The 22,644-nt window shown below is 66.2% G+C and carries 19 protein-coding genes and 2 pseudogenes; 15 read left to right on the top strand and 6 right to left on the bottom strand.

Going from position 1 to position 22,644, the window contains the following annotated elements:
• Nucleotide 1 precedes the first annotated feature (1 nt).
• Together OR16_RS05870 and OR16_RS05865 are read left to right on the top strand one after the other, a co-directional pair.
• Nucleotides 2–217, top strand: a complete 216-nt coding sequence (locus tag OR16_RS05870) for a hypothetical protein (RefSeq protein ID WP_006157046.1) — start codon at nucleotides 2–4, stop codon at nucleotides 215–217.
• Nucleotides 195–1,583 carry an amidase family protein gene (locus OR16_RS05865; protein WP_050982899.1) on the top strand — a complete coding sequence of 463 codons (1,389 nt, stop codon included), beginning with the start codon at nucleotides 195–197 and terminating at the stop codon, nucleotides 1,581–1,583. The genes OR16_RS05870 and OR16_RS05865 overlap by 23 nt, the downstream gene beginning before the upstream one ends.
• A 16-nt stretch (nucleotides 1,584–1,599) precedes the next feature.
• Here the strand turns inward: OR16_RS05865 and OR16_RS05860 are convergent, their stop codons facing one another.
• Nucleotides 1,600–2,493: a MurR/RpiR family transcriptional regulator gene (locus OR16_RS05860; protein ID WP_006157044.1), complete on the bottom strand. Its 894-nt coding sequence runs from the start codon at nucleotides 2,491–2,493 to the stop codon at nucleotides 1,600–1,602.
• A gap of 217 nt (nucleotides 2,494–2,710) precedes the next feature.
• Here OR16_RS05860 and OR16_RS45375 point away from each other — a divergent pair, with 217 nt between their 5' ends.
• The 4 genes from OR16_RS45375 to OR16_RS40945 are packed head-to-tail and all read left to right on the top strand — an operon-like array spanning nucleotide 2,711 to nucleotide 6,570.
• Nucleotides 2,711–3,124, top strand: a complete 414-nt coding sequence (locus tag OR16_RS45375) for a Bug family tripartite tricarboxylate transporter substrate binding protein (RefSeq protein WP_237716944.1) — start codon at nucleotides 2,711–2,713, stop codon at nucleotides 3,122–3,124.
• The gene (locus OR16_RS45370; protein WP_423739635.1) at nucleotides 3,088–3,714 is read left to right on the top strand and encodes a Bug family tripartite tricarboxylate transporter substrate binding protein; all 627 of its coding nucleotides are present in this window, start codon (nucleotides 3,088–3,090) and stop codon (nucleotides 3,712–3,714) included. Before OR16_RS45375 ends, OR16_RS45370 begins: the two co-directional genes overlap by 37 nt.
• Before the next feature lie 16 nt (nucleotides 3,715–3,730).
• Nucleotides 3,731–5,197, top strand: coding sequence for an N-acyl-D-amino-acid deacylase family protein (locus OR16_RS05850; RefSeq protein ID WP_006157043.1), 1,467 nt, complete (start codon nucleotides 3,731–3,733; stop codon nucleotides 5,195–5,197).
• A 29-nt stretch (nucleotides 5,198–5,226) separates the two neighbouring features.
• Nucleotides 5,227–6,570, top strand: a complete 1,344-nt coding sequence (locus tag OR16_RS40945) for an aspartate aminotransferase family protein (protein WP_081488694.1) — start codon at nucleotides 5,227–5,229, stop codon at nucleotides 6,568–6,570.
• Between the two features lie 8 nt (nucleotides 6,571–6,578).
• Here OR16_RS40945 and OR16_RS05840 read toward each other — a convergent pair.
• Nucleotides 6,579–8,009: pseudogene (locus OR16_RS05840) on the bottom strand (glucan biosynthesis protein G); the annotation flags it as partial.
• 233 nt (nucleotides 8,010–8,242) lie between these two features.
• Here OR16_RS05840 and bglX point away from each other — a divergent pair.
• Nucleotides 8,243–10,531, top strand: a complete 2,289-nt coding sequence (gene bglX / locus OR16_RS05835; RefSeq protein ID WP_006157040.1) for a beta-glucosidase BglX — start codon at nucleotides 8,243–8,245, stop codon at nucleotides 10,529–10,531.
• Nucleotides 10,532–10,983: 452 nt separating this feature from the next.
• On the opposite strand, the gene OR16_RS05830 is transcribed toward bglX, so the two are convergent.
• The 3 genes and pseudogenes from OR16_RS05830 to OR16_RS05820 form a co-directional block, all read right to left on the bottom strand.
• Nucleotides 10,984–11,304 (bottom strand): hypothetical protein, encoded by a 321-nt coding sequence (locus OR16_RS05830; RefSeq protein ID WP_006157038.1) that lies wholly within the window; start codon nucleotides 11,302–11,304, stop codon nucleotides 10,984–10,986.
• Nucleotides 11,305–11,521: 217 nt separating this feature from the next.
• A complete protein-coding gene (locus tag OR16_RS05825; RefSeq protein ID WP_043418705.1) occupies nucleotides 11,522–12,124 on the bottom strand; it encodes a methyltransferase family protein in 603 nt (200 codons plus the stop codon).
• A 500-nt stretch (nucleotides 12,125–12,624) separates the two neighbouring features.
• Nucleotides 12,625–13,504: pseudogene (locus tag OR16_RS05820) on the bottom strand (LysR family transcriptional regulator).
• A 167-nt stretch (nucleotides 13,505–13,671) separates the two neighbouring features.
• Between OR16_RS05820 and OR16_RS05815 the strand changes: the two are divergent.
• The 8 genes from OR16_RS05815 to OR16_RS05780 all read left to right on the top strand — a co-directional run bounded on the left by OR16_RS05815 (nucleotide 13,672) and on the right by OR16_RS05780 (nucleotide 21,135).
• A complete protein-coding gene (locus tag OR16_RS05815) occupies nucleotides 13,672–14,106 on the top strand; it encodes a VOC family protein (RefSeq protein ID WP_006157036.1) in 435 nt (144 codons plus the stop codon).
• Between the two features lie 114 nt (nucleotides 14,107–14,220).
• Nucleotides 14,221–15,654, top strand: coding sequence for an acetyl-CoA carboxylase biotin carboxylase subunit (locus tag OR16_RS05810; protein WP_006157035.1), 1,434 nt, complete (start codon nucleotides 14,221–14,223; stop codon nucleotides 15,652–15,654).
• Nucleotides 15,651–16,412: a 5-oxoprolinase subunit PxpB gene (gene pxpB / locus OR16_RS05805; RefSeq protein WP_006157034.1), complete on the top strand. Its 762-nt coding sequence runs from the start codon at nucleotides 15,651–15,653 to the stop codon at nucleotides 16,410–16,412. Before OR16_RS05810 ends, pxpB begins: the two co-directional genes overlap by 4 nt.
• Entirely contained in the window at nucleotides 16,409–17,371 is a 963-nt protein-coding gene (locus tag OR16_RS05800; RefSeq protein WP_006157033.1) for a biotin-dependent carboxyltransferase family protein, read from the top strand. The genes pxpB and OR16_RS05800 overlap by 4 nt, the downstream gene beginning before the upstream one ends.
• The gene (locus tag OR16_RS05795; protein ID WP_050982898.1) at nucleotides 17,316–18,128 is read left to right on the top strand and encodes a 5-oxoprolinase subunit PxpA; all 813 of its coding nucleotides are present in this window, start codon (nucleotides 17,316–17,318) and stop codon (nucleotides 18,126–18,128) included. The genes OR16_RS05800 and OR16_RS05795 overlap by 56 nt, the downstream gene beginning before the upstream one ends.
• A gap of 38 nt (nucleotides 18,129–18,166) precedes the next feature.
• Entirely contained in the window at nucleotides 18,167–18,385 is a 219-nt protein-coding gene (locus OR16_RS05790; RefSeq protein WP_006157031.1) for an acetyl-CoA carboxylase biotin carboxyl carrier protein subunit, read from the top strand.
• A gap of 534 nt (nucleotides 18,386–18,919) precedes the next feature.
• Complete coding sequence (locus tag OR16_RS05785) at nucleotides 18,920–20,263, top strand: MFS transporter (RefSeq protein ID WP_006157030.1); 1,344 nt, start codon at nucleotides 18,920–18,922, stop codon at nucleotides 20,261–20,263.
• Nucleotides 20,264–20,289: 26 nt separating this feature from the next.
• Nucleotides 20,290–21,135, top strand: a complete 846-nt coding sequence (locus OR16_RS05780) for a putative hydro-lyase (RefSeq protein WP_192816407.1) — start codon at nucleotides 20,290–20,292, stop codon at nucleotides 21,133–21,135.
• 46 nt (nucleotides 21,136–21,181) lie between these two features.
• Here OR16_RS05780 and OR16_RS05775 read toward each other — a convergent pair whose 3' ends face one another.
• Nucleotides 21,182–22,642 carry an N-acyl-D-amino-acid deacylase family protein gene (locus tag OR16_RS05775; RefSeq protein ID WP_006157028.1) on the bottom strand — a complete coding sequence of 487 codons (1,461 nt, stop codon included), beginning with the start codon at nucleotides 22,640–22,642 and terminating at the stop codon, nucleotides 21,182–21,184.
• Nucleotides 22,643–22,644: the final 2 nt, after the last annotated feature.

Here is a 22,644-nt window from a genome sequence, read left to right as displayed (position 1 = left end):
GATGGCGATGCAGCGCATGACGCAGGCGGAACTGCTGGCTGCCGTGGATCTGGCCATTGGCAAAGTCCGGCCGCCGGTTTCGGCGGAAGATCACGAGGCCGTCGTGGCGCTGGTGCAGGGCATGGAGGGCATGGCGCTGGGGCTTGCCGGTGCCTTGGCAAGCGGACAAGCGTGCGGCAGGGTGGAGAACGGCAATGGCAAAGACAGTGGCGGTTGATCTGCATTCTGTCGCTGGCATCGCGGCGCAGCTTCGGCACGGCAGCGTTACCGCGCAAGACGTGGTTCGCGCCAGCCTTGCCAGGGCGGCGGCGGTGGAGCCGCTGAACTGTGTCTCCCAACTGCTGGCGGCGCAGGCCATGGCCGGCGCACTCGCCTGTGACACGGCCCGCCTCGCCGGCAAGGCCCCGCTTCCCCTGGCCGGTGTGCCCTTCGTCGTCAAGAACCTGCTGGACGTGCAGGGCCACGCGACGCTTGCCGGCGCCCTTGCGCGGGCGAACGAGCCGCCCGCGGCCAGCAGCGCTGCCGTGGTGCAAGCGTGGATAGCAGCCGGCGCGATCCCGGTGGCGCTGACGCAGATGGACGAGTATGCCTGTGGCGCCACCGGCGAGAACGTGATTGGCGGGCCGGTGCGCAATCCGCTGGATCCAGCCAGGATCGCGGGCGGATCGTCGGCGGGCACCGCCGCGGCGATTGCAGCCGGGATCGCACCGATCGGCATCGGGTCCGATACCAACGGATCCATTCGCGCGCCGGCGTCGTTCTGCGGCATCTGGGGCCTGCGGCCGACCACGGGACGCATTCCGGCACAGGGCTGCTTCCCGTATGCCGAGAGCCTGGATGCGGTTGGCCCGATGGCCTCGGATGCAAGCGGGCTGGCGCTTGCGTACCGCGCGATGCAGGGGGCCGGTCCCGCCACCGGCCAGCCGATGCCGGCCGGCGGCGGGGCGATGGCGGGCCTGCGCGTGGGGATCCTGCAAGCCGGCTTTGGCGATTTCGCGCAAGACGAGGCCCAGGATGCCGTGCTGCGCGTTGCCTCCGCGTTTGGGTCCGCGCACCTGATCGATCTGCCCGAGGCCGATCTTGCACGCGACGCCGCGTCGATCATTTCCGCGTTTGAAGTCGGGCGCAACCATGCTCAGCGCGGATTCGCCGAGCGCCATCCCGGTTATAGCGCCTTTGTGCGCCGGCGCATGCTGGCCGGGCTGGCGATCCCCGAGGGCTGGTACCAGATGGCCAAGGCCTACCAGGCCGTGTGGCGCCAAAAGCTGGAGGCACTGTTCGACGAGGTTGACCTGCTGCTGGCGTGCACCACGCCTTACGCAGCGCCCCTGATCGGGGCGGAGCAGATCGGCGGCGGCCGGCGGATCTACGTGCCGCGCGCAGATGCCGGCCACCTGACTCGCCCCGTCTCGCTGGCCGGGCTGCCCGTGGTCGCCGCGCCTTGCGCCGTGGACGGCATGCCCTTCGGTGTCCAGCTAATCGGGCCGACCTGGCACGAGGCGAGGTGCCTGGACGCGGCGTTGTTCCTGGAAGCCCAAGGGCTTTGCCGCAATGCGCGGGCCGGCTGCAACAAGCTCGCCTAGCCGCGAGCCTGGCCAGCTAGCTCCGCCTGGCCGGGACATAGGCGCCAGTCTGGTGCAACTGGCCTTCGGCGAGTTCGAGCGCCTTGATCGCGCCTTTGCCCTTCTTGGCGAGCAATTGCTCGACCAGGGCTTCCGCCACCGCCACCCCGGCCGTGATGGAGGGAAAGAACGAGGGGCTGTCGATGGAAAACAGCAGCGTGCAATCGGCATGCAGGGCAATCGGCGCCACGGTGCTGTCGGTCAGTGCGACCACGCGGCAGCCGGCCTCGCGCGCGGCATCGGCCACGCGGATGCTTTCCTGGGAGTAGGGCGCAAAGCTCACCACCACCACGGCGTCCTTGGGCGTCAATGCGCGCAGCTCCATCTCGAGCGTGCCCGCATCGCCACGGATCAGGTGCACCGTGGGGCGAAACAGCCGATACACGTAGTGCAGCGTGAACGCGATGGGGTAGCACGAGCGAAAGCCGGCCACATACACATTGGGCGCGGCACTGAGCAGGTCGGCAGCCTGCGGCATCGACTCGGCATTGTTGGCGCCGGTCAGGTCGAGGTTGCGGTGCTGGGCGTCGAGCATGTCGGTGAGCATGCGGCTCGACCCGCTCTCGCGCACCAGCTTCTTGGCCCGCTTGGCGTAGGGCTGCGGGCCACCGCGGATCGACTCGACAAAGAGCTCGCGCAGGCCCTGCCAGCCCTCGAAGCCAAGGAACTGCGCCAGGCGCACCAGGGTGGCCGGCTGGACGCCGGCATCCACGGCAATCTTGCGCATGGAAAGGATGGGAATCTCTTGCGGATGATCGAGCAGGTAGCGCGCCCCGCCCTGGAACTGCGTACTGAGCGTGGCGAAGTTCTCCCGGAGATGAACAAGCAGTTCATCCAGGCTCTGCGGCGGCATGGAGGCTTCGGTAGGCATGGGGGGTTCCCGATTGGCGGATGTAACGATTGTTGCACAACCGCTCGCGCGCTGCACGGGACGTGGCTCCGGCGTGGCTTGGTGTAGCGCGGCGCGCAATGAATCGTGTGAATCTTTATGATTTTTAAGGAAACATATGTTGCATAGACGGGCGCGCTTTCTTATACTTCACCGGTGCCGGCAGTTTGTGCACGCACCCCACGCCAGAGGACAAGTTTTGAAGAACTCCACGGTTGGTTTCACACTCAAGGCCGCAGCGTTTCTTTGCTGCGCGGCGGCGCCGTTCACGGCGGCCTTGTCCGCCGATGCCTATCCCTCCAAGCCGATCCGGCTGGTAGTGCCGTCCGCGGCGGGCGGCAGCCCCGATGTGCTGATGCGGGCACTGACCGCCGAGGTGGGCAAGACGCTCGGCCAGTCGTTCGTGATCGATAACAAGCCGGGGGCGTCCGGCATCATCGGTATCTCGGAGATCGAGCGCGCCGCGCCGGATGGCTACACGCTCCGGATGGCTACACGCTGGGGTATGCCAACAACGTCACGCTGGCGATCAACAAGAGCACCTTCAGGAAGCTCAGCTACCGCCCGGACAATTTCGTGCCGGTGGTGCTGCTGTTCAAGGTGCCCAACGTGATCGCCGTCAACAACGACCTGCCGGTGAAGACCTTTGCCGAGCTGCTCCGCTATGTCAACGATCATCCCGGCAAGGTGACGTTCGCCTCGCCCGGGCAGGGCACCTCGGGCCATCTCACTGGCCAGTTGCTGGCCGACAGGGCCAGGCTCACCTGGATGCACGTTGGCTACAAGGGTAGCCCGCAGGCCGCCACCGATGTGATGGGTGGGCAGGTCAACGTGCTGATCGACAACATGCCCACGATCCTGCCGCTGATCAAGGCGGGCAAGCTCAGGGCGCTGGCGGTGACCAGCCTGAACCGCTCCCCCATGCTGCCGGACCTGCCCACCATTGCCGAATCCGGCGTGCCGGGTTTTGAAGGTGTGGCGTGGGGTGGGCTGGTAGCGCCCGGCGGCACGTCCAGTGACACCGTTGCCCGGCTCAATGCCGCGTTCAACCAATCACTGGCCAATCCGGCCTTGAAGGCGAAATTCGCTGCCCTGGGCGCAGAAGCCGTCGGCGGCACACCGCAGGCGCTGTCCGCCTTTGCGGCCCGTGAGACCGTAAAGTGGGCGGAAGTTGTCAAACAAGCGGGAATCGAACCACAGTAGGCAGGGGAGAGAAGTCATGTCGGTATTACCCATTGAGGCCGCCAGCATTGCGGACCTGCTGTTTTTGCGCGCGACGCTGGTCGATGGCACGGGCGCGCCGCGGCGGATCGCGGATGTTGCTGTCGCCGGCGACCGGGTCGTTGCCGTCGGCGACCTGGCCGGCATGCAGGCGAGGGTAGTGATCGACGCGGCGGGCCGCGTGCTGGCGCCGGGCTTCATCGATTCCCATACGCACGACGACGGCTACCTGCTGGTGCATCCGGAGATGGAACCCAAGGTCTCGCAGGGCATCACCACGGTGGTGACAGGCAACTGCGGCATCAGCGTGGCGCCGCTGGTCAGCAGCGATCCGCCGCAGCCCCTGGACCTGATGGGCCCCGCGGAACTGTTCCGGTTCGCCGAATTCGCCGACTGGCTTGATGCCATGCGCAGCAAGCCGGCCAACGTGAATGTGGTGCCGTTGCTCGGCCATTCCACGCTCCGCGTCAAGGCCATGCCGGACGTGGGCCGCGAAGCCAACGCGGAGGAAGTGGCCGTCATGCGCATGGAGGTGGAAAAAGCCATGCGGGCAGGCGCCTTTGGCGTTTCCACTGGCACCTTCTATCCGCCGGCCGCCGCCGCCACGGAGCAGGAGATCATCCAGGTCTGCGAGCCGCTGCGGGCATTCGGGGGCATCTACTCCACCCACCTGCGCGACGAGACCGACGATATCGTGCCGTCGATCGAAGAAGCGCTCAGGATCGGCGGGGCGCTGGATTGCCGCATCGTCTTCTCGCACCACAAGGTGGCGGGCAAACGCAATCACGGCCGCTCCGTGGAGACCTTGGCCATCCTGGAGAAAGCCGCCAGGCTGCAGCCGCTATGCCTGGACTGCCATCCCTATCCCGCAACCTCGACCATGCTACGGCTGGATCGCGTACGGCAATCCTCGCGCACCATGATCACCTGGTCCAAAGGCTGCCCGGAAGCGGGCGGCCGGGATTTCCAGGAACTCATGCAGAGCTTGGGGCTGGACGAACATGGCCTGCTGGAAAAGCTGAAGCCCGCCGCCGCCATCTACTTCATCATGGATGAAGCGGATGTCGAGCGCATTGCCAGCTTTCCCCTGACCATCTTTGGCTCGGACGGACTGCCGTTCGATCCGCGTCCCCATCCACGCCAGTGGGGCACATTCCCGCGGATCCTGGCGCGGATGGTGCGCGAGTCCGGGCTGATGACGCTTGAGCAGGCCGTTCACAAGATGTCCGGGCTTGCCGCCGAGCAATACGGACTCACGGAGCGCGGGCTGATCCGGGCCGGCCAGTTCGCCGACCTGGTCCTGTTCGACGCGGATCGCGTGCAGGACAACGCTACCTTCGAGGATCCGATCCGCGCAAGCGAAGGCATCCACGGCGTCTGGGTCAACGGCCAGCGCGTGTGGGAGGAAACACACGTCATTGCCGCGTTCCCCGGCCAGGTTCTCACGCATCGCCCGCACGCCTAATTCGACATGTCGCTTCAACACCAATCATCATGACCCACGTATTTCACCGCAATCCCCGCCAGACGCTTGCCGTGGCAGTCGCCGGCAAGGGCATCGAGCTCATCGACAGCAACGGCAAGCACTATATCGACGCTTCGGGCGGGGCCGCCGTGTCCTGCCTGGGCCACGGGCATCCGCGCGTGATCGAAGCCATCAAGCAGCAGGTCGACTCGCTCGCCTACGCGCATACATCGTTCTTTACCACCGAAGTGTCGGAAGAACTGGCCCGGACCTTGGCGCAGGCCGCGCCCGGCGACCTCAATCACGTCTACTTTGTCTCGGGCGGCTCCGAGGCGGTCGAGGCCGCGTTGAAGCTGGCGCGGCAGTACTTCGTGGAGATCGGGCAAACGGAGCGCCGCCACTTCATCGCGCGCCGCCAGAGCTACCACGGCAACACGCTGGGCGCGCTGGCCATCGGCGGCAATGCGTGGCGCCGCGAGCCGTTCCTGCCGCTGCTGGTGCCGGCGCACCATGTGGCGCCGTGCTACGCCTATCGCGACCAGTCCGCGGGCGAGACCGACCAGCAGTACGCGCAGCGCCTTGCCGACGAGCTCGAAGCCAAGATCCTCGAACTCGGCCCGCAGAGCGTCGCCGCCTTTGTGGCGGAGACCGTGGTAGGCGCGACCGCCGGCGCCGTGCCGCCGGTGGCGGACTATCTCAAGCGCATTCGCGCCGTCTGCGACAAGTACGGCGTGCTGCTGATCCTCGACGAAATCATGTCCGGCATGGGCCGCACCGGCCACCTGTTCGCATGCGAGGAAGATGGCGTGGTGCCCGACATCGTGACCATTGCCAAGGGCCTGGCCGCGGGCTATCAGCCGATCGGCGCGATGATCTCCACCAGCCGCATCTATGACGCGGTGTTGGGCGGCAGTGGCTTCTTCCAGCACGGGCATACGTATATCGGCCATGCCACCGCCTGCGCGGCGGCACTGGCCGTGCAGCAGACCATCGCCGAAGACCATCTGCTGGAAAACGTGCTGGCGCGCGGCGAGCAACTCCGCGCCCGGCTGCGCGAAACGCTGGGCGATCACCCCAACGTTGGCGACATCCGTGGCCGAGGGTTGTTCGTGGGCGTGGAGTTCGTCGCCGACCGCCAGACCAAGGCGACGCTGGACCCGGCCCTGAAAACGCACGCCCGGCTCAAGTCCACCGCCATGCAGAACGGGCTGCTGATCTATCCGATGGGCGGCACGGTGGATGGCGTGCGAGGCGACCACGTACTCTTTGCGCCGCCGTTCATCTGCTCGGCGCAGGATATCGACCGCATCGTCGAGCGCTTCGCCGAGTCGGTCCAGGCCGTGATGCCGGCGACCCGCGGCGCGCTCGCCTGAGCCCGGAAGATCCGCAGGTTCAGCCGCCAGCCCTTGATGACGGGATTGGGTTCCACCACCCGGTCGATGATCTCGGCGTTGCTGCTCACGCTGACCTGCGCGCCGACCTGCGTGCCGGGGGGGAGGTTCGCCAGCACGGGGCCTTCGAAGTCGACCACGATGCCGGTACTGCCATCCAGATGGCGGATCAGGTTGGCCTGCGTGATTTCTCCCGCGGAGCGCAGCGTCTGCTTGACCGAGGCCAGGTCCTTGTCCACCAGGGCGCGCTCGTCAAGAGTCCAGTGCATCGTGTAGTCCGCCTTCAGGGGCTGGCCCTTGGGCGGCAACTGGTCCGGCGTCCAGAAGGCGACGATGTTGTCGTTGGTCTCGTCGGGCGTGGGGATTTCCACCAGCTCGACCTTGCCCTTGCCCCAGTCGCCCTGGGGCTCGATCCAGGCGCTTGGCCGCAGGTCATAGCGGTCCTTCAGGTCTTCATACGAGGAAAACGCGCGGCCCCGCTGAAGCAGGCCGAAGCCCTTGGGGTTGGTGACCTGGAAGGTGCTGATGGCGAGGTTGCGCGGGTTGTTCAGCGGGCGCCACAGCCATTCGCCGCTGCCGGTATGGATGGCAAGGCCGTTGGAGTCGTGCAGGGCAGGGCGGAAGTTGTACGGGTCGCGTTGCTGGTTCGGCCCGAACAGGAACATGCTGGTCAGCGGCGCCACGCCGAGCTTGGTGACGGCCCCGCGCAGGAAAATGCGCGCCTGCACCTTGAGGACCGCGTCCTCGCCGGGGTAGAGATCGAAGCGGTAGGCGCCGGTGGCATGCCTGGAATCAAGCAGGGCGTAGAACACCAGGTGCTTGTCCTGTGGATTCGGCCGCTCGATCCAGAACTCGCGGAAGGCCGGAAACTCCTCCGCGACGGGCAGCCCGGTATCGATGGCCAGGCCGCGGCTGGACAGGCCATAGACCTGGTTTTTGCCGACGACCCGGAAATAACTGGCGCCCAGCACGCTCATGATCTCGTCGAGCTTGTCGGCCCGGTTGATCGGGTAGAGCACCCGGAAGCCGGCATAGCCGAGCTTGCCGGTCGCGGATTTTTCCAGCTTCAGGTCGCCGAAGTCGAAGCGCGCGGGATCGTACTTGATCTCATGGACCGCGCCGCCCACGATCTCGTTGATGCGTACCGGGCTGCCGAACTGCATGCCCTGGTGGTAGAAGCCCAGGCGGAACGGCGTGCCCTGGTCCTTCCACTCCAGGTTGTCGCGCTGCGGCTGGATCTTGATGTAGTCGGCAAACTGCATCTGGCTGAACACCGGAGGCAGGTTGCTGACCGGTGCGGCATAGGGCTTGTCGGCCAGGGTCTTGGCGCGGGGTACCACGTCGTCCAGGGAGAACGCGCTGGCCTGGCTGCCAGCCAGCAGCGAACCTGCGGCAAGCAGCGTTGGCAAGGCGATTTTCATCTTGTTACGAAACGACGCGGCGATGACGGCAAGAACCACGAATCTCTCCAGAAAAACAGGTTGAGCAAGGCTGCCGCGTCACACGCGGCGGCTTCGGATAGTGTAGTGGCGGTAAACTGCGGGCGCAGTGCAGAAAGATAACGTATTTCGCTTTGCGTGCCTGTCAGGCAGGAAATGCGCACCATCGCGGGGCAGCTAGCTTGTCGCGCCACCTGGATAACACTCAGATGAGAATGCTCTCTTTGCTGGCCCTGTCGGCCAGCCTGGTTTGTTCGCCGGTTCTTGCCGGCACCGCGCCGGCTGCTGCCGGCGACAAGAACGCCTTCGTCGCCGATCTCATAGGACGGATGACGCTCGAGGAAAAGATCGGGCAACTGCGCCTCATCAGCATCGGCGGGGACATGCCCCAGCCCCAGCTGCTCAAGGAGATCGCGGCGGGCCGCGTAGGCGGCACGTTCAACTCGGTGACGCGCAAGGACAACCGGCCGATGCAGGAGGCGGCGGTGGAGCGCAGCCGCCTGAAGATCCCCATCTTCTTCGCCTACGATGTGGTGCACGGGCACCGCACCATCTTCCCGATCAGCCTGGGCCTGGCGTCGAGCTGGGATATGGAAACCGTGGCGCAGAGCGCGCGCGTCTCGGCCATCGAAGCCAGCGCGGACGGCCTCGACATGACCTTCGCGCCGATGGTCGACATCTCGCGCGATCCGCGCTGGGGGCGTACGTCGGAGGGATTTGGCGAGGATCCGTATCTGGTCTCGCTGTGCGCGCAGGCCAGCGTCAGGGGCTTTCAGGGAACATCGCTGGCCAACGCCGACAGCGTGATGGCGGTGGTCAAGCACTTCGCGCTGTATGGCGCGGTGGAGGGCGGGCGCGATTACAACACGGTCGACATGAGCCCGATCCGCATGTACCAGGACTACCTGCCGCCGTACCGCGCCGCCATCGATGCCGGCGCCGGCGGCGTCATGATCGCGTTGAACTCGATCAACGGCGTGCCGGCCACATCCAACACATGGCTGTTGCGGGACCTGTTGCGCAAGACCTGGGGCTTCAAGGGCATCACGGTGAGCGACCACGGAGCGATCGACGAGCTGACCAGGCATGGCGTGGCCAAGGATGCGCGCGAGTCCGCCAAACTCGCCATCCAGGCCGGCGTCGACATGAGCATGCACGACTCCGCCTATCGGGATCATTTGCCCGAGCTGGTGAAATCCGGAGAAGTGCCCATGCGCGTGATCGACGACGCGGTGCGCGAGATACTGGGCGCCAAGTACGACCTGGGGCTGTTCCAGGAACCCTTCAAGCGCATCGGCGCCGCCGGGCAGGACCCGGAGGACGTCGACGCGCAGAGCCGCCTGCATCGGGACGCTGCACGCGCCGCCGCGCGCAAGTCGCTGGTGCTGCTCGAGAACCGCGAGCGCACGCTGCCGCTGAAGAAGGCGGGCAAGGTCGCGGTCGTCGGGCCGCTGGCCGACGCGCCCATCGACACCATGGGGAGCTGGTCCGCAGCCGGCAAATCCGCCCAGACGGTGACGCTGCTCCAAGGCGTGCGCGACGCGCTCGGCGACAAGGGCAGCGTGGTCTATGCCCGCGGCGCGAACGTGACCGACGACGCTGGCGTGGTCGGGTACCTGAACTTCATGAACTGGGACAAGCCCGAGATTGTCCAGGACAAGCGTGCCCCCGGCGACATGATTGCCGAAGCCGTGGCGGCAGCGCGCGGCGCCGACGTGATCGTGGTGGCCGTGGGCGAGTCGCGCGGCATGTCGCACGAGGCCTCGAGCCGTACCACCTTGTCGCTGCCGGGCAGCCAGGAGACGCTGCTCAAGGCGCTCAAGACCACCGGCAAGCCGATGGTGGTGGTGCTGATGAACGGCCGCCCGCTCACCATCAACTGGGTAAAGGACAACGCCGACGCCGTGCTCGAGACCTGGTACGCCGGCACCGAAGGCGGCCATGCCATTGCCGATGTGCTGTTCGGCGACTACAACCCCTCGGGCAAGCTGCCCATTTCCTTCCCGCGCTCGCTTGGGCAGATCCCCACCTACTACAACCAGCTGCGCATCGGGCGCCCGTTCGTGCCGGGTCAGGCGCCGAACTACACCTCGCAATACTTCGAGGAATCGCCGGGCCCGCTGTACCCGTTCGGCTACGGACTGAGCTATACGGACTTCAGCGTGTCCGGCATCACGCTGTCGAGCCCCACCATGGCGCGCCATGGCCGGATCGAGGCCAGCGTGAAGGTGAAGAACACAGGGCAGCGCGACGGCGAAACCGTGGTCCAGCTCTATATCCGGGACGTCGCCGCCTCCGTGGTGCGGCCGGTGAAGGAGTTGAAGGACTTCCACAAGCTCATGCTCAAGGCTGGCGAGGAGCGCGTGGTGCGTTTCAGCATTGATGAGGACAAGCTGAAGTTCTTCAACGCCAAACTCGAATACGCCGCCGAGCCGGGGGATTTCAAGGTCCAGATCGGGCTGGATTCGCAAACGGTGCGGGAGCAGGGCTTCGTGCTGCAGTAAGGGGGAGGGCCTGGAGCTGCGTTGGCTGCGCGCGCGGCCCCAGGCCGGTAGCCTGAATAGGGGTTTGTGCCAGCTTTTCGCCGGCGCCGCGTTGCGGTCTACTGAATGCAAGTTGAGACGTGGCTGGCGTGTGGAATAGAGACTGCCGTGCTTTCCACCAACGCCCGGCCGTGGATTCCTACTTCAGGAGACAAGACCATGGTGACCAAGCAGGAAGACGCTGTCGTTTGGAAAAACCTTCTCGCGCTGGCGGCAGTGGAAGCGCTAGGCGGCGCAATTGCGCTAGGGTTCGCCTTCAACCTCCTGACCTGACTGGAGTTTAGTCAGGGACCGTCCATCGTTGCATCATTGCATCGTTGGATAAGCATTAAAGCTCCCCGGCACTGGCCTGGCTCTGGCCAGCTCGCCGGGGAACTCGCCCCGACCCTCGCTTGAGGGCCGGCGCCGTCAGCTCAGTTCAGGCTTCCCGGATTCTGCGCCGCCGCACGCTGCTTGGCCTTGGCCGCCCAGTACGCGCCAATCTGTTTCTGCGTCACCCCGCCCTTTTTCCTGGCATCGATCGCGTCGAAGTTCTTGTAGACCTCAGGCATGCCCGCCTGCGCTTCCTCTTTGGTCAGCTTGCCGTCGTGGTTGGTATCGGCGGCGGCGAACTTCTCCGCGAATTTTGCCTTGGCTTCCTTTGCATTCATCGGCTGCTGTTGCGCGCCGACGCTGCCGGCAGCGAAAAATGCGAGCAGCGCCAAGCTGGCAGTTGATACAAGCCGTGGAATCATTAGAGTCTCCTTGAGCACTTCGATGGTGAGGCCAGCCGGTCTGGCGGATGTCCGCGATCGGCTGGCTTTTGCAGGATACGGGGAGTAATCGATCCCCCCGGATCCTTGATCATGATCATCGTCGGCTTTCAGGTATTGGGGAATACAGACATTTCTGCATCTGATATTAGAGTTTTCCCATTCTGGGTGGCGAGCCGGGTAATCCCTGCCGTACCATCTAAAACACGCCGGGGATAACGCGATATCGCACATTGGCCTGATACGCGCGATAGGCAGGGTCCTGGCCCAGCAGTTGCTCTTCCCGGAATATCCGACCTGTTTGCAACGCATAGAGGCCGCCGTAGATCAGCGCATTGCGCCAGCCGAAGTTGGCCAGCAGGAAGCCGAGGTCTGTCACCACGTAGCTCAGATAGATGGGGTGGCGCACCAGCCGGTAGGCGCCGCGCGACACCACGCCGCGATTGGCTGGCAGGATGCCGAAGGAGCCGCGCAGCGAGAGCTTGGCGAACAGCTGGAACAGGATGCCGGCGATTTCCAGCGTGGCGCCGACTGTCTCGGGGACAAGGCGAACGCCGGGGTCAAGCTCGATCCCGAGATAGTAGAAGCTGCCGCCGACCGACATCGCGAAGCTCAAGGGGCGCATGTCGCGCTTCTCGGGGATGCGCGCGAACAGCGATAGGCCTACGGTCAGCAGCGTGGCCACCACGAGCAGCAGCAAGGTGATGCGCTCGGGCGCCAGGCGCCACTGCATGTACGCGCTATAGGCAAACACGCTCAGCAACAACACCACGCACAGGCGCGCGGATACCTCGATTACCATCTCGCGCACTTGCGGCTGGATGAATCCGGCAATGAATCCGCCAGTGTTGCGTGTATTGACCCCTTTGACCCCTTTGACCCCATTGACGCTACGCGACTTTGCGTCGCTATCGTTATGCATTCCCTGATACCTCTCTGTTTTTATAAGGCAACGCTTCGATACCCGGATGGGACATCCTCGTGCCACGTCGGATGGGTTCTGCATGCCAACCACGAGCAGAGATTACGCCGGGATGCGGGTGCAACCCATATCCCCCTAACGAGGGGACCACCCTGCGGCGCGCCACTGCATTGCTTGGCCGGGCGCGCAGCCAGCCGTACAGCCAGCCGTGGTGGTGGCGGTAAAGGGAGGTGACGTCGTGCGGAGAGCTGGAGCTGGTATTGGCTACGGACAAAAGCAGTGCCACTTCACGGTGTATTAATGCGGACGATAATCATTTCTATTCGTATTGAATTCGTCCCGGCACCTGCCGTGCAAGGCGGCGAACGATATGCATCCGTCTACATCTTGCCGCCCAGCGCTGCCTCGCTGATGTACTCGGCGAGCCGGCTTGCCACAGGCTGACGGCTATGGCGCGGCCGCTCCACCAGGCCGATCTCGCGGTGAAAGGTATCGTCGCCAAGCGGCAGGGCAGTCACGCTGCGCGGCCAAGGGCCTTGCGCCGCCGTTTGTGGAATCAGCGCCACGCCAAGGCCGCGCGCCACCAGTTGCACGATGCCCTGCAGCTCATCCAGCTCGATGGCGTCCCGCACCGCCAGCCGCGACTGGCGCAGGAACTGGTCGACCAGCCGGCCGCCGAACGAGCCGCGGTCATAGCGGATAAAGGGCGCGGACTCCAGCGCGTCGCCCCACTCCCGGCCTGCCATGGCGGCCGGGGCCCAGCAGCACGAACGGCTCCATCACCAGCGTGCGCCACTCCAGCTCCGACGGCAGCGCAAAGGGCGGCCGGATCATGACCGCGATATCGATTTCGCCCGCATCCACCTGGCCAAGCAGGTTCAGGGACACGCCAGGCACAACGCGGATCCTGCAGCCGGGCAGCTCGGCGCGGAAAGCGGCCATGGCGTCGACCAGGAACGACACCTGCGCCGAGGCGATCGAGCCCACCCGCACCATGCCGCTGCGCTCCGTGGCGCCGCCGTGCTCGCCGATGCGCGCGTAGAGGGTCATCAGCTCCTCCGCCAGCGCCAGGGTCTCCCGGCCGGCGGCGTTCAGCCGCGCCGAGCGGCCCGTGCGGTCGAACAGGGCGAAGCCAAACTCCTGCTCCAGGCGGTGGATCTGCGCGCTGACCGCCGACTGGGTCAGCCCGATGCGCGCGCCCGCGCTGGCAAAGGTGCCGTGCCGGGCGACGGCGATAAAGGTCTTGAGTTCGCGCAGCATGTTTGATTCATCAATTTTCGTGTAGCTAAGGTCAAAAATATATCGCTTTTTTTAATTGGTTGCCATGCCTAGACTTTCCCTCATTGGCGCACCGGCCGGAACGTTGCCGGCGGCGTGCCAAGACCCGGCCCCCCACAACACCTCGAACACTTCGATCCCCAAGCGCCATGAGCGAAATCACTCCCGTCCTCGCCCCGTTCCACCTTGCCTTCCCCGTCCACAGCATTGCCGCCGCGCGCGAGTTCTACGGCGACCTGCTGGGCTGCCCCGAAGGGCGCAGCGCGCCGGACTGGGTGGACTTCAACTTCTACGGCCACCAGATCGTGGCCCACCTGGCGCCGGAGGAAGCGGGCCACCGCAACACCAGCGCCGTCGATGGCGATGCCGTGCCGGTGCGCCACTTTGGCGTGGTGCTGCCGATGGACCAGTGGCATGTCGCGGCCGACAAGCTCAAGGCCGCCAACCTGTCGTTCATCATCGAGCCGCATATCCGCTTCAAGGGCGAGGTAGGCGAGCAGGCCACGATGTTCTTCCTCGACCCGTCGGGCAACGCGCTGGAGCTCAAGGCCTTTGCCAATATCGCTTCGCTGTTCGCCAAGTAACACCCACGTCAGACCAGAGTGAGACCGGCCACAAGGCCGGCCGCCGCACGCGGGGCAGGGCTCGCCCGCCCCGCGTGCATCGCCCCCACGCAGTAGCTGCAAGAGTTAGTCGATATGCGAAGAATCCTGGTTGCCAACCGTGGCGAGATTGCCTGCCGCATCATCCGCGCCGCGCAGGCGCTCGGCATGGAAACCGTCGCCGTGCATTCCGCCGCCGATGCGGGCGCGTTGCACTGCGAGATGGCAGACATCGCCGTCGCGGTAGGTCCCGCGCCTGCGGCGCAGAGCTACCTGAATGTGGAAGCGGTGCTCGCCGCGGGCACGGCGCACGGCGCCGATGGGGTGCACCCGGGCTATGGCTTCCTCTCCGAGAACACCGCGTTTGCCCGTGCGGCGCAAGCGCAAGGCATGCAGTGGATCGGCCCGTCCGTCGAGTCGATCGAGAACATGGGCGACAAGAACCGCGCCCGCGATATTGCCGCCGCATGCGGCGTGCCGGTGCTGCCCGGCAGTATCCGCTTCCTGCCCGAAGACCTGTCGCGCTTGCACGCGGAGGCCCAGCGCGTTGGCTATCCCGTGCTGGTCAAAGCCGCTCCCGTGCTGGTCAAAGCCGCCGGCGGCGGTGGCGGCATCGGCATGAAGCGCGTCGACGGGCCAGGCACGCTGGCGGCCACGGTGGCGTCCACCCAGGCGCTGGCCTTGAAGGCCTTTGGCGACGCCAGCGTCTACCTGGAGCGCTATGTGCCGCGCGCCCGGCATATCGAGGTGCAGGTGTTTGGCTTCGGCGACGGCACGGCGGTGCACCTGTTCGAGCGCGAATGCTCGGTGCAGCGCCGCTTCCAGAAGATCATTGAAGAAAGCCCGGCGCCCGATGTGCCGGCCGCCGTGCTGGCCAGCATGAGCGCGGCGGCGGTGGCGCTGGCCGCGCACCAGCGCTATAGCGGTGCGGGCACGGTCGAGTTCATCCTCGACGCGGACAGCGGCGAGTACTTCTTCCTGGAGATGAACACGCGCATCCAGGTGGAACATGGCGTGACCGAGGCCATCACCGGCTGGGACCTGGTGCAGGCGCAGATCCGGCTCGCCGCCGGCACGCTTGCACCCAGCGCGCAGCATGAGATCCGGCGGAGCGGCGCGGCCATCGAGTGCCGGCTGTATGCCGAGAACCCGGCGCGCCATTTCATGCCATCGCCGGGCAAGCTGGCGCGCTTCAGCCTGCCGGCGGGCATGGCCGGGCTACGCGTGGACACCGGCGTGCGCGAGGGCGATGCCATCACGCCGTTCTACGATCCTATGATCGCCAAGCTGATTGCCTATGGCACCGACCGCGAAGCCGCCATCGCCACCATGCAGGCGGCGCTCGGCGCAACCGTGATCGAAGGCATCCGGCACAACGCCGTGTTCCTTGGCCGCGTGCTGGACCATGCGGACTTCCGTGCCGGCCGCGTCGATACCGGTTTTGTGGAGCGGGAGCTGGCGGTGCTGGTGGGCGAGTCCGCCGCGCCCGTGGCTGTGCCTGCGCCATCCGCCGTGGCGGTGCGGGCATGATCGCGCAGGACGTGGAACACGCCGCGCCGGCCGCGCAAACGTCCTGGCGGATCGCGCCGTCCGGCGATCGCTGCCTGATTGTCGAGTTTGGCACGGTGGCGGATATCGCCATCAACCGCCAGGCCTGCGTGGCAGCGGTGCGGATCGCCGCCGCGGCCCTGCCCGGCGTGACCGACATCGTGCCCGCCCTGACCACCGTGGGCGTGCACTACCAGCCGATTACCGTGGCCCGCGCGACGGGTACCAGCACGCCGTTCGAGGCGCTCTCGGCCATGATCGGCGAACTCCTGCGCGAAGCGCTTTCGTCAAACGCGGGCGCGCCGCTGGTGATCGATATTCCCGTCTGCTATGGCGGCGAGCACGGCCCCGACCTGGACGATGTGGCCGCCACCTGCGGCCTGTCGCCCGAGCAGGTCATCGCGCTGCATAGCGCCGAGCCGGTCGATGTGCTGATGCTGGGCTTCGCGCCGGGGCATCCCTATGTGGGCCGCTTCGACGCGCGCCTTTCGCCGCCGCGCCGCAGCACGCCGCGTACCGCGGTGGCGGCAGGCTCGATTGGCCTAGCCAATCGGCAGACCGTGATCTATCCCATGACCTTGCCGGGCGGCTGGAACCTGATCGGGCGCACGCCCGTGGCGCTGTTTGACCCGTATCGCGCGTCGCCGTGCCTGCTGGCCGCCGGCGATCGTGTGCGCTTCGTGCCGATCTCTTCCGACGTATTCGAATCCATGCAGGCGGACGGAGGCGTGCAGCCATGAGCATCGAAGTCATCAAGCCTGGTGCGTTGAGCACCTTCCAGGATCTCGGGCGCAACGGCTACCAGCAACTCGGCGTGCCGGCCAACGGCGCCATGGACGAGCGCGCCCACCGGCTGGCGAACGCGCTGGCCGGCAACGCCGCGGCAGAGGCCACGCTGGAGATCACGCTGATGGGCCCCACGCTGCGATTCCACGTGCCGGGCGTGATCGCCGTGTGCGGCGCGGATCTGGATGCCACGCTCGACGGCGCGCCCGTGCCGATGAACCGCGCGGTGCCCGTCGCCGCAGGCGCGCTGCTGGTCTTCGGCAAGCGCCGCAGTGGCTTGCGCGCTTACTTGGCGGCGCAGGGCGGCTTTGCGTTGACGCCGGTCATGGGCAGTTGCAGCACCTTTGTGCGCGGCGGCTATGGCGGCGCGGCTGGCAAGCCGTTGCGCAAGGGCGACCACATTGCCTTGCGCAACGGCGTAGCCGCACCGGTTCGCGACGCCGGTTCCCCGGCGTTTCCGGCCGATGTCCTCACCGCGCCCGATCAGCCGGTGCGCATCGTCGCCGGGCGCGAATGGGCGCGTTTCTCCGATGCGGCCAGGCATGCGCTCGTCAGCGAGCCGTTTCGCATTGGCGCGCAATCGGACCGCATGGGCTACCGCCTGGAAGGCACGCCGCTCGCGCTGGCCGCGCCTGCCGAGCTGCTGTCCGAGGCCGTGGCCTTCGGCACGATCCAGGTGCCGCCCGACGGCCAGCCCATCGTGCTGATGGCGGATCGCCAGACCACCGGCGGCTATCCCAAGATTGCCCATGTGTGCGCGGTGGACCTGCCGCGCCTGGCGCAACAGATGCCGGGCGAGTCGGTGCGCTTTGCCTTGATCGATCTACAGGAAGCCCAGCGCCTGGCCATGCTGCAGGATGCCGTATTCGAAGCCATGGATACGGCAACGGCAGGGGAACACGCGCGTGGCTGAGATCGATTTCAACAGCGATATGGGCGAGAGCTTCGGCATTTACCGCCTTGGCGACGATGCGGCCGTGCTGCCGCATGTCACCTCCGCCAACATCGCCTGCGGTTTTCACGCGGGCGATGCACAGACCATGGCCGCCACCGTGCGCGCGGCCACCGCGCTCGGCGTCTCGCTCGGCGCGCATCCGGGCTTTGCGGATCTGCAGGGCTTTGGACGGCGTGCCATGCAACTCGGCCGCGATGAGATCTACAACATCACGGTCTACCAGGTTGGCGCCTTGCACGCGTTTGCCGCCGCGGCCGGCAACCGGCTCGCGCATGTGAAGCCACACGGCGCGCTGTACAACCAGGCCGCGCGCGACGGTGCCATGGCGCGCGCGTTGTGCGAGGCCGTGCGCGATGTGGATCCGTCACTGGTGTTCTACGGCCTGGCCGGCTCCGCGCTGGTCACGGCCGCGCGCGAGGCCGGCCTCGCGGTGGCGCAGGAGGTCTTTGCCGACCGCACTTATCAGGACGATGGCTCGCTGACCCCGCGCAGCCATCCCGCCGCCATGATCACCGACGTGGAGGCTTCCATCGCACAGGTGTTGCGCATGGTGCGCGACGGCGTGGTGCGCTCGCTGGGAGGCGTGGACGTGCCGGTCAGGGCGGACACGCTGTGCATCCACGGCGACCAGCCGGGCGCGGCCGGGTTTGCCCGCCGCATCCGCGCCGCGCTGGAGGCCGAAGGCATCACGGTGCGCGCACCGCAATCACGATAGCTACGGACAAACTGCATATGCCCCACACAAAATCCCCCATGCCCATCGTGGCAGAAACCGCCGGCACCCTCTGGAAGCTCGTGGCGCAGCCCGGCGAAATGCAGGTAAAGGACGCCACGCTGCTGATTATCGAATCCATGAAAATGGAAATACCGCTCGAGGCCGGGTCGGCTGGTTATATCGAATCGTATTGCGTGGCCGAAGGTGAGGTCGTGGAAGAAGGGCAGGTATTGGGTAGTTTTATTCCGGCCGCTTGAAATCGGATTTTTGATAAAGCTGTAAATCGGCCGCCGATATTTATCTGGCGGCGTCGGCCGGGCCGTACGGCCTGGCTGCTTTCTGAATAATCCGCAGGTTGGGGAATTAATCACCAGCCGGCCTCGAACGATACCGGTTTCGGTGCGTTCCATGCCCCAGGCGGGACGACAGTTTCATTGTTGTGGTGCGGCGGGGCGCATTAAATCCCCGAGTCAGATGGCTTTTTTTAGTCAGGAATCGTAACGCCCGGAATTCCGTGTTTTTAACGAAATAACCGCTGGCATGCTTGTTGCAAAGTATCCGGTGTAATCGATGAGGCACGAATTCCGGCGGTCTTTAAAGGCCCGCGATTCCCGGCAGGTGGTTTGCTCTCCGGAAATAAAAAGAGACGCGAGCCCGGCCTGTGCACCAGGAAGTTTCGGGCATAGGACGGCCATCGCGGCAGGTATTCGTGCTTCAGCGCTGGTTCATCCAGGGGTTTCACCACGCCTGGACTGGATTTTCTACCCCGTCGCATCCTGGAAACTGACAATATGTCCAACGCCCCCACCTCATCCCTGCCGATGCCCGAAGCGGCACCGGCATCCGCCACTGCCGCGGCGCCGGCAGGCGGCAATGCCGTCGCCCGCAAAGCCGCCATGGCTGCCGCTGCCGGTACCGCCATCGAGTATTACGAGTTCGGCGTGTACGGCTATATGGCCTCCACCATTGGCCCGCTGTTCTTCCCCAGCGATAGCGCCACGGCTTCGCTGCTGGCCATCCTGGCCGTGTTCGGCAGCGCCTTCCTGATGCGCCCGATCGGCGGCATCGTGCTTGGGCGCCTGGGCGACCGCGTCGGCCGCCGCGCCGTGCTGCTGGTCACCGTGATCGGCATGGGCATTGCCACCGGCATCATCGGCCTGCTGCCGGTGGCCGCCAGCGCGGGCATCGTGGCGCCGCTGCTGCTGCTGGCCATCCGTCTTGCGCAGGGCTTCTTCGCCGGCGGCGAAGTCACTGGTGCGGCCGCCTATGTGGCCGAGTCCGCGCCCAAGGGTAAGCGCGGCTTCTACGGCGCCTTCACGCCGGTGGGCGTGGCCGTGGGCGGTGCGCTGGCCGCGACCGTGTGCGGCATCACCACCGGCTTGCTGGAACCCGCGCAGATGCAGGCATGGGGCTGGCGCATTCCGTTCCTGATGGCGATCCCGATGGTGGTGATCTCGTCGATGGTGCGCAAGCGCGTGGAAGAGTCCGTGGCCTTCAAGCAGTTCCAGGAACATAGCGAGCCGCCCAAGGCACCGCTTAAGGAAGTCTTCACCGCACACATGCCCGCCGTGCTCAAGGTAGTGCTGCTGTCGTTCGGCCAGAACGTGGGCTACTGGGTGGGCCTGGTGTTCATGAACATCTACATGACCACCTACCTCAAGTACGACAAGGCAACGGTGTACTGGATCATGGCGTTCGTCAGCCTGACCATGGCCATGCTGATGCCGCTGTGGGGCGGGCTGTCCGACCGGCATGGCCGGCGCAAGGTGCTTGCCATTGGCTTTTGTGCCTACATGGTGCTGGTATTGCCGATGATGATGCTGATGGACAACCACAGCATCGGCCTGGCCTTCCTCGCCATGATGGTGGTGGCGCTGCCCATGCCCATCGTGCAGTCCGTCGGCTACCCGACCTATGCCGAGCAGTTCCCGACCCGCGTGCGCTACACCGGCATGGCGTTCAGCTTCAACATTGGCGCCATTCTCGGCGGCGGGCTCACGCCGTATGTGGCTACCGCGCTGATCGGCAGCACCGGCAACCTGCTCAGCCCGGCCTACCTGCTCATGGGTGGCGCGGCAGTCAGCCTGCTGGCCCTGCTGGGCGTGAAGGAAACCGCCAGCCAGGCCCTTGATTGATGACGGCCCGCAACCGGAGCATGGAGATGGAGACAGGCATCCACGCCGCGGCCGGGCTAGCCCCCGGCTGGGCCGCCACGCCGGGCGGCGCCCGTGCCGGCATCCGCAGTGGCCGGTACAACGGCAATACCAGCGGCATGGCGCCCCCCGGCCATGGGCAGGGCAACCTGATGATCCTGCCCAAGGCCTGGGCCGAGGATTTCCTCGGGTACTGCCGGGCCAACCCGGTGCCATGCCCGCTGATCGGCATGACCGAAGCGGGCAGCCCGGCGGTGCCGATGCTGGGCGCCGATATCGACCTGCGCACCGATGTGCCGCGCTACCGCGTGTGGCGCCATGGTGAACTGGTGGAGGAGCGCGACGATATTGCAGCGCTCTGGCAGGACGATTTCGTGGGCTTTGTGCTGGGCTGCTCGCTGTCTTTCGAGGATGCGCTGGAGCGGGCCGGCCTGCGCGTGCGGCACGTGGACGAAGGCAAGATCGTGCCGATGTACCGCACCAGCATCCAGACCACGCGCGTTGGCGCCTTCCATGGACCGATGGTGGTGTCGATGCGGCCTTACACGCCGGAACAGGCGGCCATTGCCTCGGCGGTGTGCGCACGGCTGCCGGGCGCGCACGGGGCGCCGGTGCATATGGGCGACCCCGCTGCGATCGGTATCGCGGACATCGATCGTCCCGACGAGGGCGAGCCGACCGCGATCCTGGCGGGGGAGATTCCCGTGTTCTGGGGGTGCGGGGTCACGCCGCAGGCGGCGGCCATGATGGCGCGCCCGCCGCTGTGCATCACCCATGCGCCGGGGCACATGCTGGTGTGCGACGTGCCTGCCGATGCGTTGAGGTTACTGTTCGCGCAGGGAGATGAGGTGTAACGAAGGGTGGCACTGGAGTTACCGGGAGCCGCCGGAAATGCATGCGCTAAGCACCGGTGGTATCGTTGCGGCGGATCACCGCCCCGGCACGTGCGCCGGTGCTCTCGCCGACGCTCCACGCGATGGCGCCATTGACGATCACCGTCTCGATGCCCCTCGCGCGGGCAACGGGCCGCGCGAAGGTCGCCATATCGGCAACGCTGGCGGCATCGAAGATGGTGATGTCCGCGAAATTTCCGGGTGACAATATCCCGCGCCCCGGGAGCCTGAAGTAGCGGGCCGTCAGGCCCGTCATCTTGTGCACGGCCTGCTCGAGCGGGAAAAGTCCGAGATCCCGGCAGTAGTGCCCCAGCACGCGCGCAAACGTCCCCCAGAGACGCGGATGCGGGGCTGGGTCGTGGGGCAACCCGTCGGAGCCAATCATGGTTTCGGGAAAGGCGAGAATGCGCTGCACATCCTGCTCGTCCATCAGGAAGTAGATCGCGCCTGCCGGCTGCAACGCATCGACGGCGTCTTCGGGGGAGAGGCCCATCGTTGCCGCAATGATATCGAGGTCCTGCCCGGCGAACTCGGGATGCGGCACCGAGCGCGTGACGATGACTCGGCTCGAAACCGCGAGCCGGTCTTTTCGCAAGATTGTGGAGCCGGCGTTGTACGGATAGCAGTCGAGTCCAATCGGCTGACGCTGCATCGCTTGTGCGATGTGCCCTAGCGTGTCGACCGAGCGCCCGTGGTTCTTTGGACCAATCAACTTGTGATGCGAGACCACGACGGGCGCGCCGCCCGCGGCGCCGACCTCGAACGCTTCGTCGAGCGCCTCGTGGATCCGATCGCCCTCATCGCGGATATGGCTGGCGTAGACACCGCCATAGCCGCGCATGACCGCCGCCACGGCGGCCATTTCGCTGGTCGTGGCCGGCATCGCGGCTGGATAGGCGACCCCCGTCGAGAGCCCGATGGCCCCGCTCTCCATGGCGTCGCGCAGCAATGCCTGCATCGCCGCGATCTCGCTGTCGGTCGCCACCCGGTCCAGCCGGTCCATCACGGCGGCCCGCAGTGTCGTATGGCCGACCAGGCAGGCCGCGTTGACGGCAGCGGGATGTTGCGCCAACTCGGCGAGATAGTCGCCGAACGCTGGGTACCGAAAGACGGCGGGATCGTCGCCGAGCAGGTCAAGCGGCGGCGGAACGGTCTGTCCCGGGGACGCACGCCAGGGCGCCAGGCTGATCCCGCAATTGCCGGTCACGACCGTGGTAACGCCCTGGCTGAGCTTGGCCGGCATCAGCGGATCGAGCGTCAGATAGCGGTCGTCGTGCGTATGCGAGTCAATGAAGCCGGGAGCAACAATGCGGTCCCGCGCATCGATCACCACCGCCGCGGAGTCGGACGCCAGCGCGCCCAGCGCCGTGATACGCGATCCGGCGACCCCGATGTCGGCGAGCCTGCGTGGTGCGCCGGTGCCGTCGATCACGGTGCCGCCGCGAATCAGTATGTCGAATTGCGCCAAGA

Origin of the sequence: Cupriavidus basilensis OR16 (assembly GCF_000243095.1) — a bacterium.
Classification (GTDB): Bacteria; Pseudomonadota; Gammaproteobacteria; order Burkholderiales; family Burkholderiaceae; genus Cupriavidus; species Cupriavidus basilensis_D.
Note: the sequence above shows the minus strand (reverse complement) of the source record. Positions and strands in the feature narration are given on the sequence as shown.

Coding starts and splice junctions, on each gene's coding strand:
- OR16_RS05780 (WP_192816407.1), top strand. CDS start 20,290: ATGGAGACAGGCATCCACGCCGCGGCCGGGCTAGCCCCCGGCTGGGCC.
- OR16_RS05865 (WP_050982899.1), top strand. CDS start 195: ATGGCAAAGACAGTGGCGGTTGATCTGCATTCTGTCGCTGGCATCGCG.
- OR16_RS40945 (WP_081488694.1), top strand. CDS start 5,227: ATGACCCACGTATTTCACCGCAATCCCCGCCAGACGCTTGCCGTGGCA.
- OR16_RS05870 (WP_006157046.1), top strand. CDS start 2: ATGGCGATGCAGCGCATGACGCAGGCGGAACTGCTGGCTGCCGTGGAT.
- OR16_RS05825 (WP_043418705.1), bottom strand. CDS start 12,124: ATGGTAATCGAGGTATCCGCGCGCCTGTGCGTGGTGTTGTTGCTGAGC.
- OR16_RS05850 (WP_006157043.1), top strand. CDS start 3,731: ATGTCGGTATTACCCATTGAGGCCGCCAGCATTGCGGACCTGCTGTTT.
- OR16_RS05815 (WP_006157036.1), top strand. CDS start 13,672: ATGAGCGAAATCACTCCCGTCCTCGCCCCGTTCCACCTTGCCTTCCCC.
- bglX (WP_006157040.1), top strand. CDS start 8,243: ATGCTCTCTTTGCTGGCCCTGTCGGCCAGCCTGGTTTGTTCGCCGGTT.
- OR16_RS05860 (WP_006157044.1), bottom strand. CDS start 2,493: ATGCCTACCGAAGCCTCCATGCCGCCGCAGAGCCTGGATGAACTGCTT.
- OR16_RS05830 (WP_006157038.1), bottom strand. CDS start 11,304: ATGATTCCACGGCTTGTATCAACTGCCAGCTTGGCGCTGCTCGCATTT.
- OR16_RS05810 (WP_006157035.1), top strand. CDS start 14,221: ATGCGAAGAATCCTGGTTGCCAACCGTGGCGAGATTGCCTGCCGCATC.
- OR16_RS05800 (WP_006157033.1), top strand. CDS start 16,409: ATGAGCATCGAAGTCATCAAGCCTGGTGCGTTGAGCACCTTCCAGGAT.
- OR16_RS05785 (WP_006157030.1), top strand. CDS start 18,920: ATGTCCAACGCCCCCACCTCATCCCTGCCGATGCCCGAAGCGGCACCG.
- OR16_RS05795 (WP_050982898.1), top strand. CDS start 17,316: ATGCCGTATTCGAAGCCATGGATACGGCAACGGCAGGGGAACACGCGC.
- OR16_RS05790 (WP_006157031.1), top strand. CDS start 18,167: ATGCCCATCGTGGCAGAAACCGCCGGCACCCTCTGGAAGCTCGTGGCG.
- pxpB (WP_006157034.1), top strand. CDS start 15,651: ATGATCGCGCAGGACGTGGAACACGCCGCGCCGGCCGCGCAAACGTCC.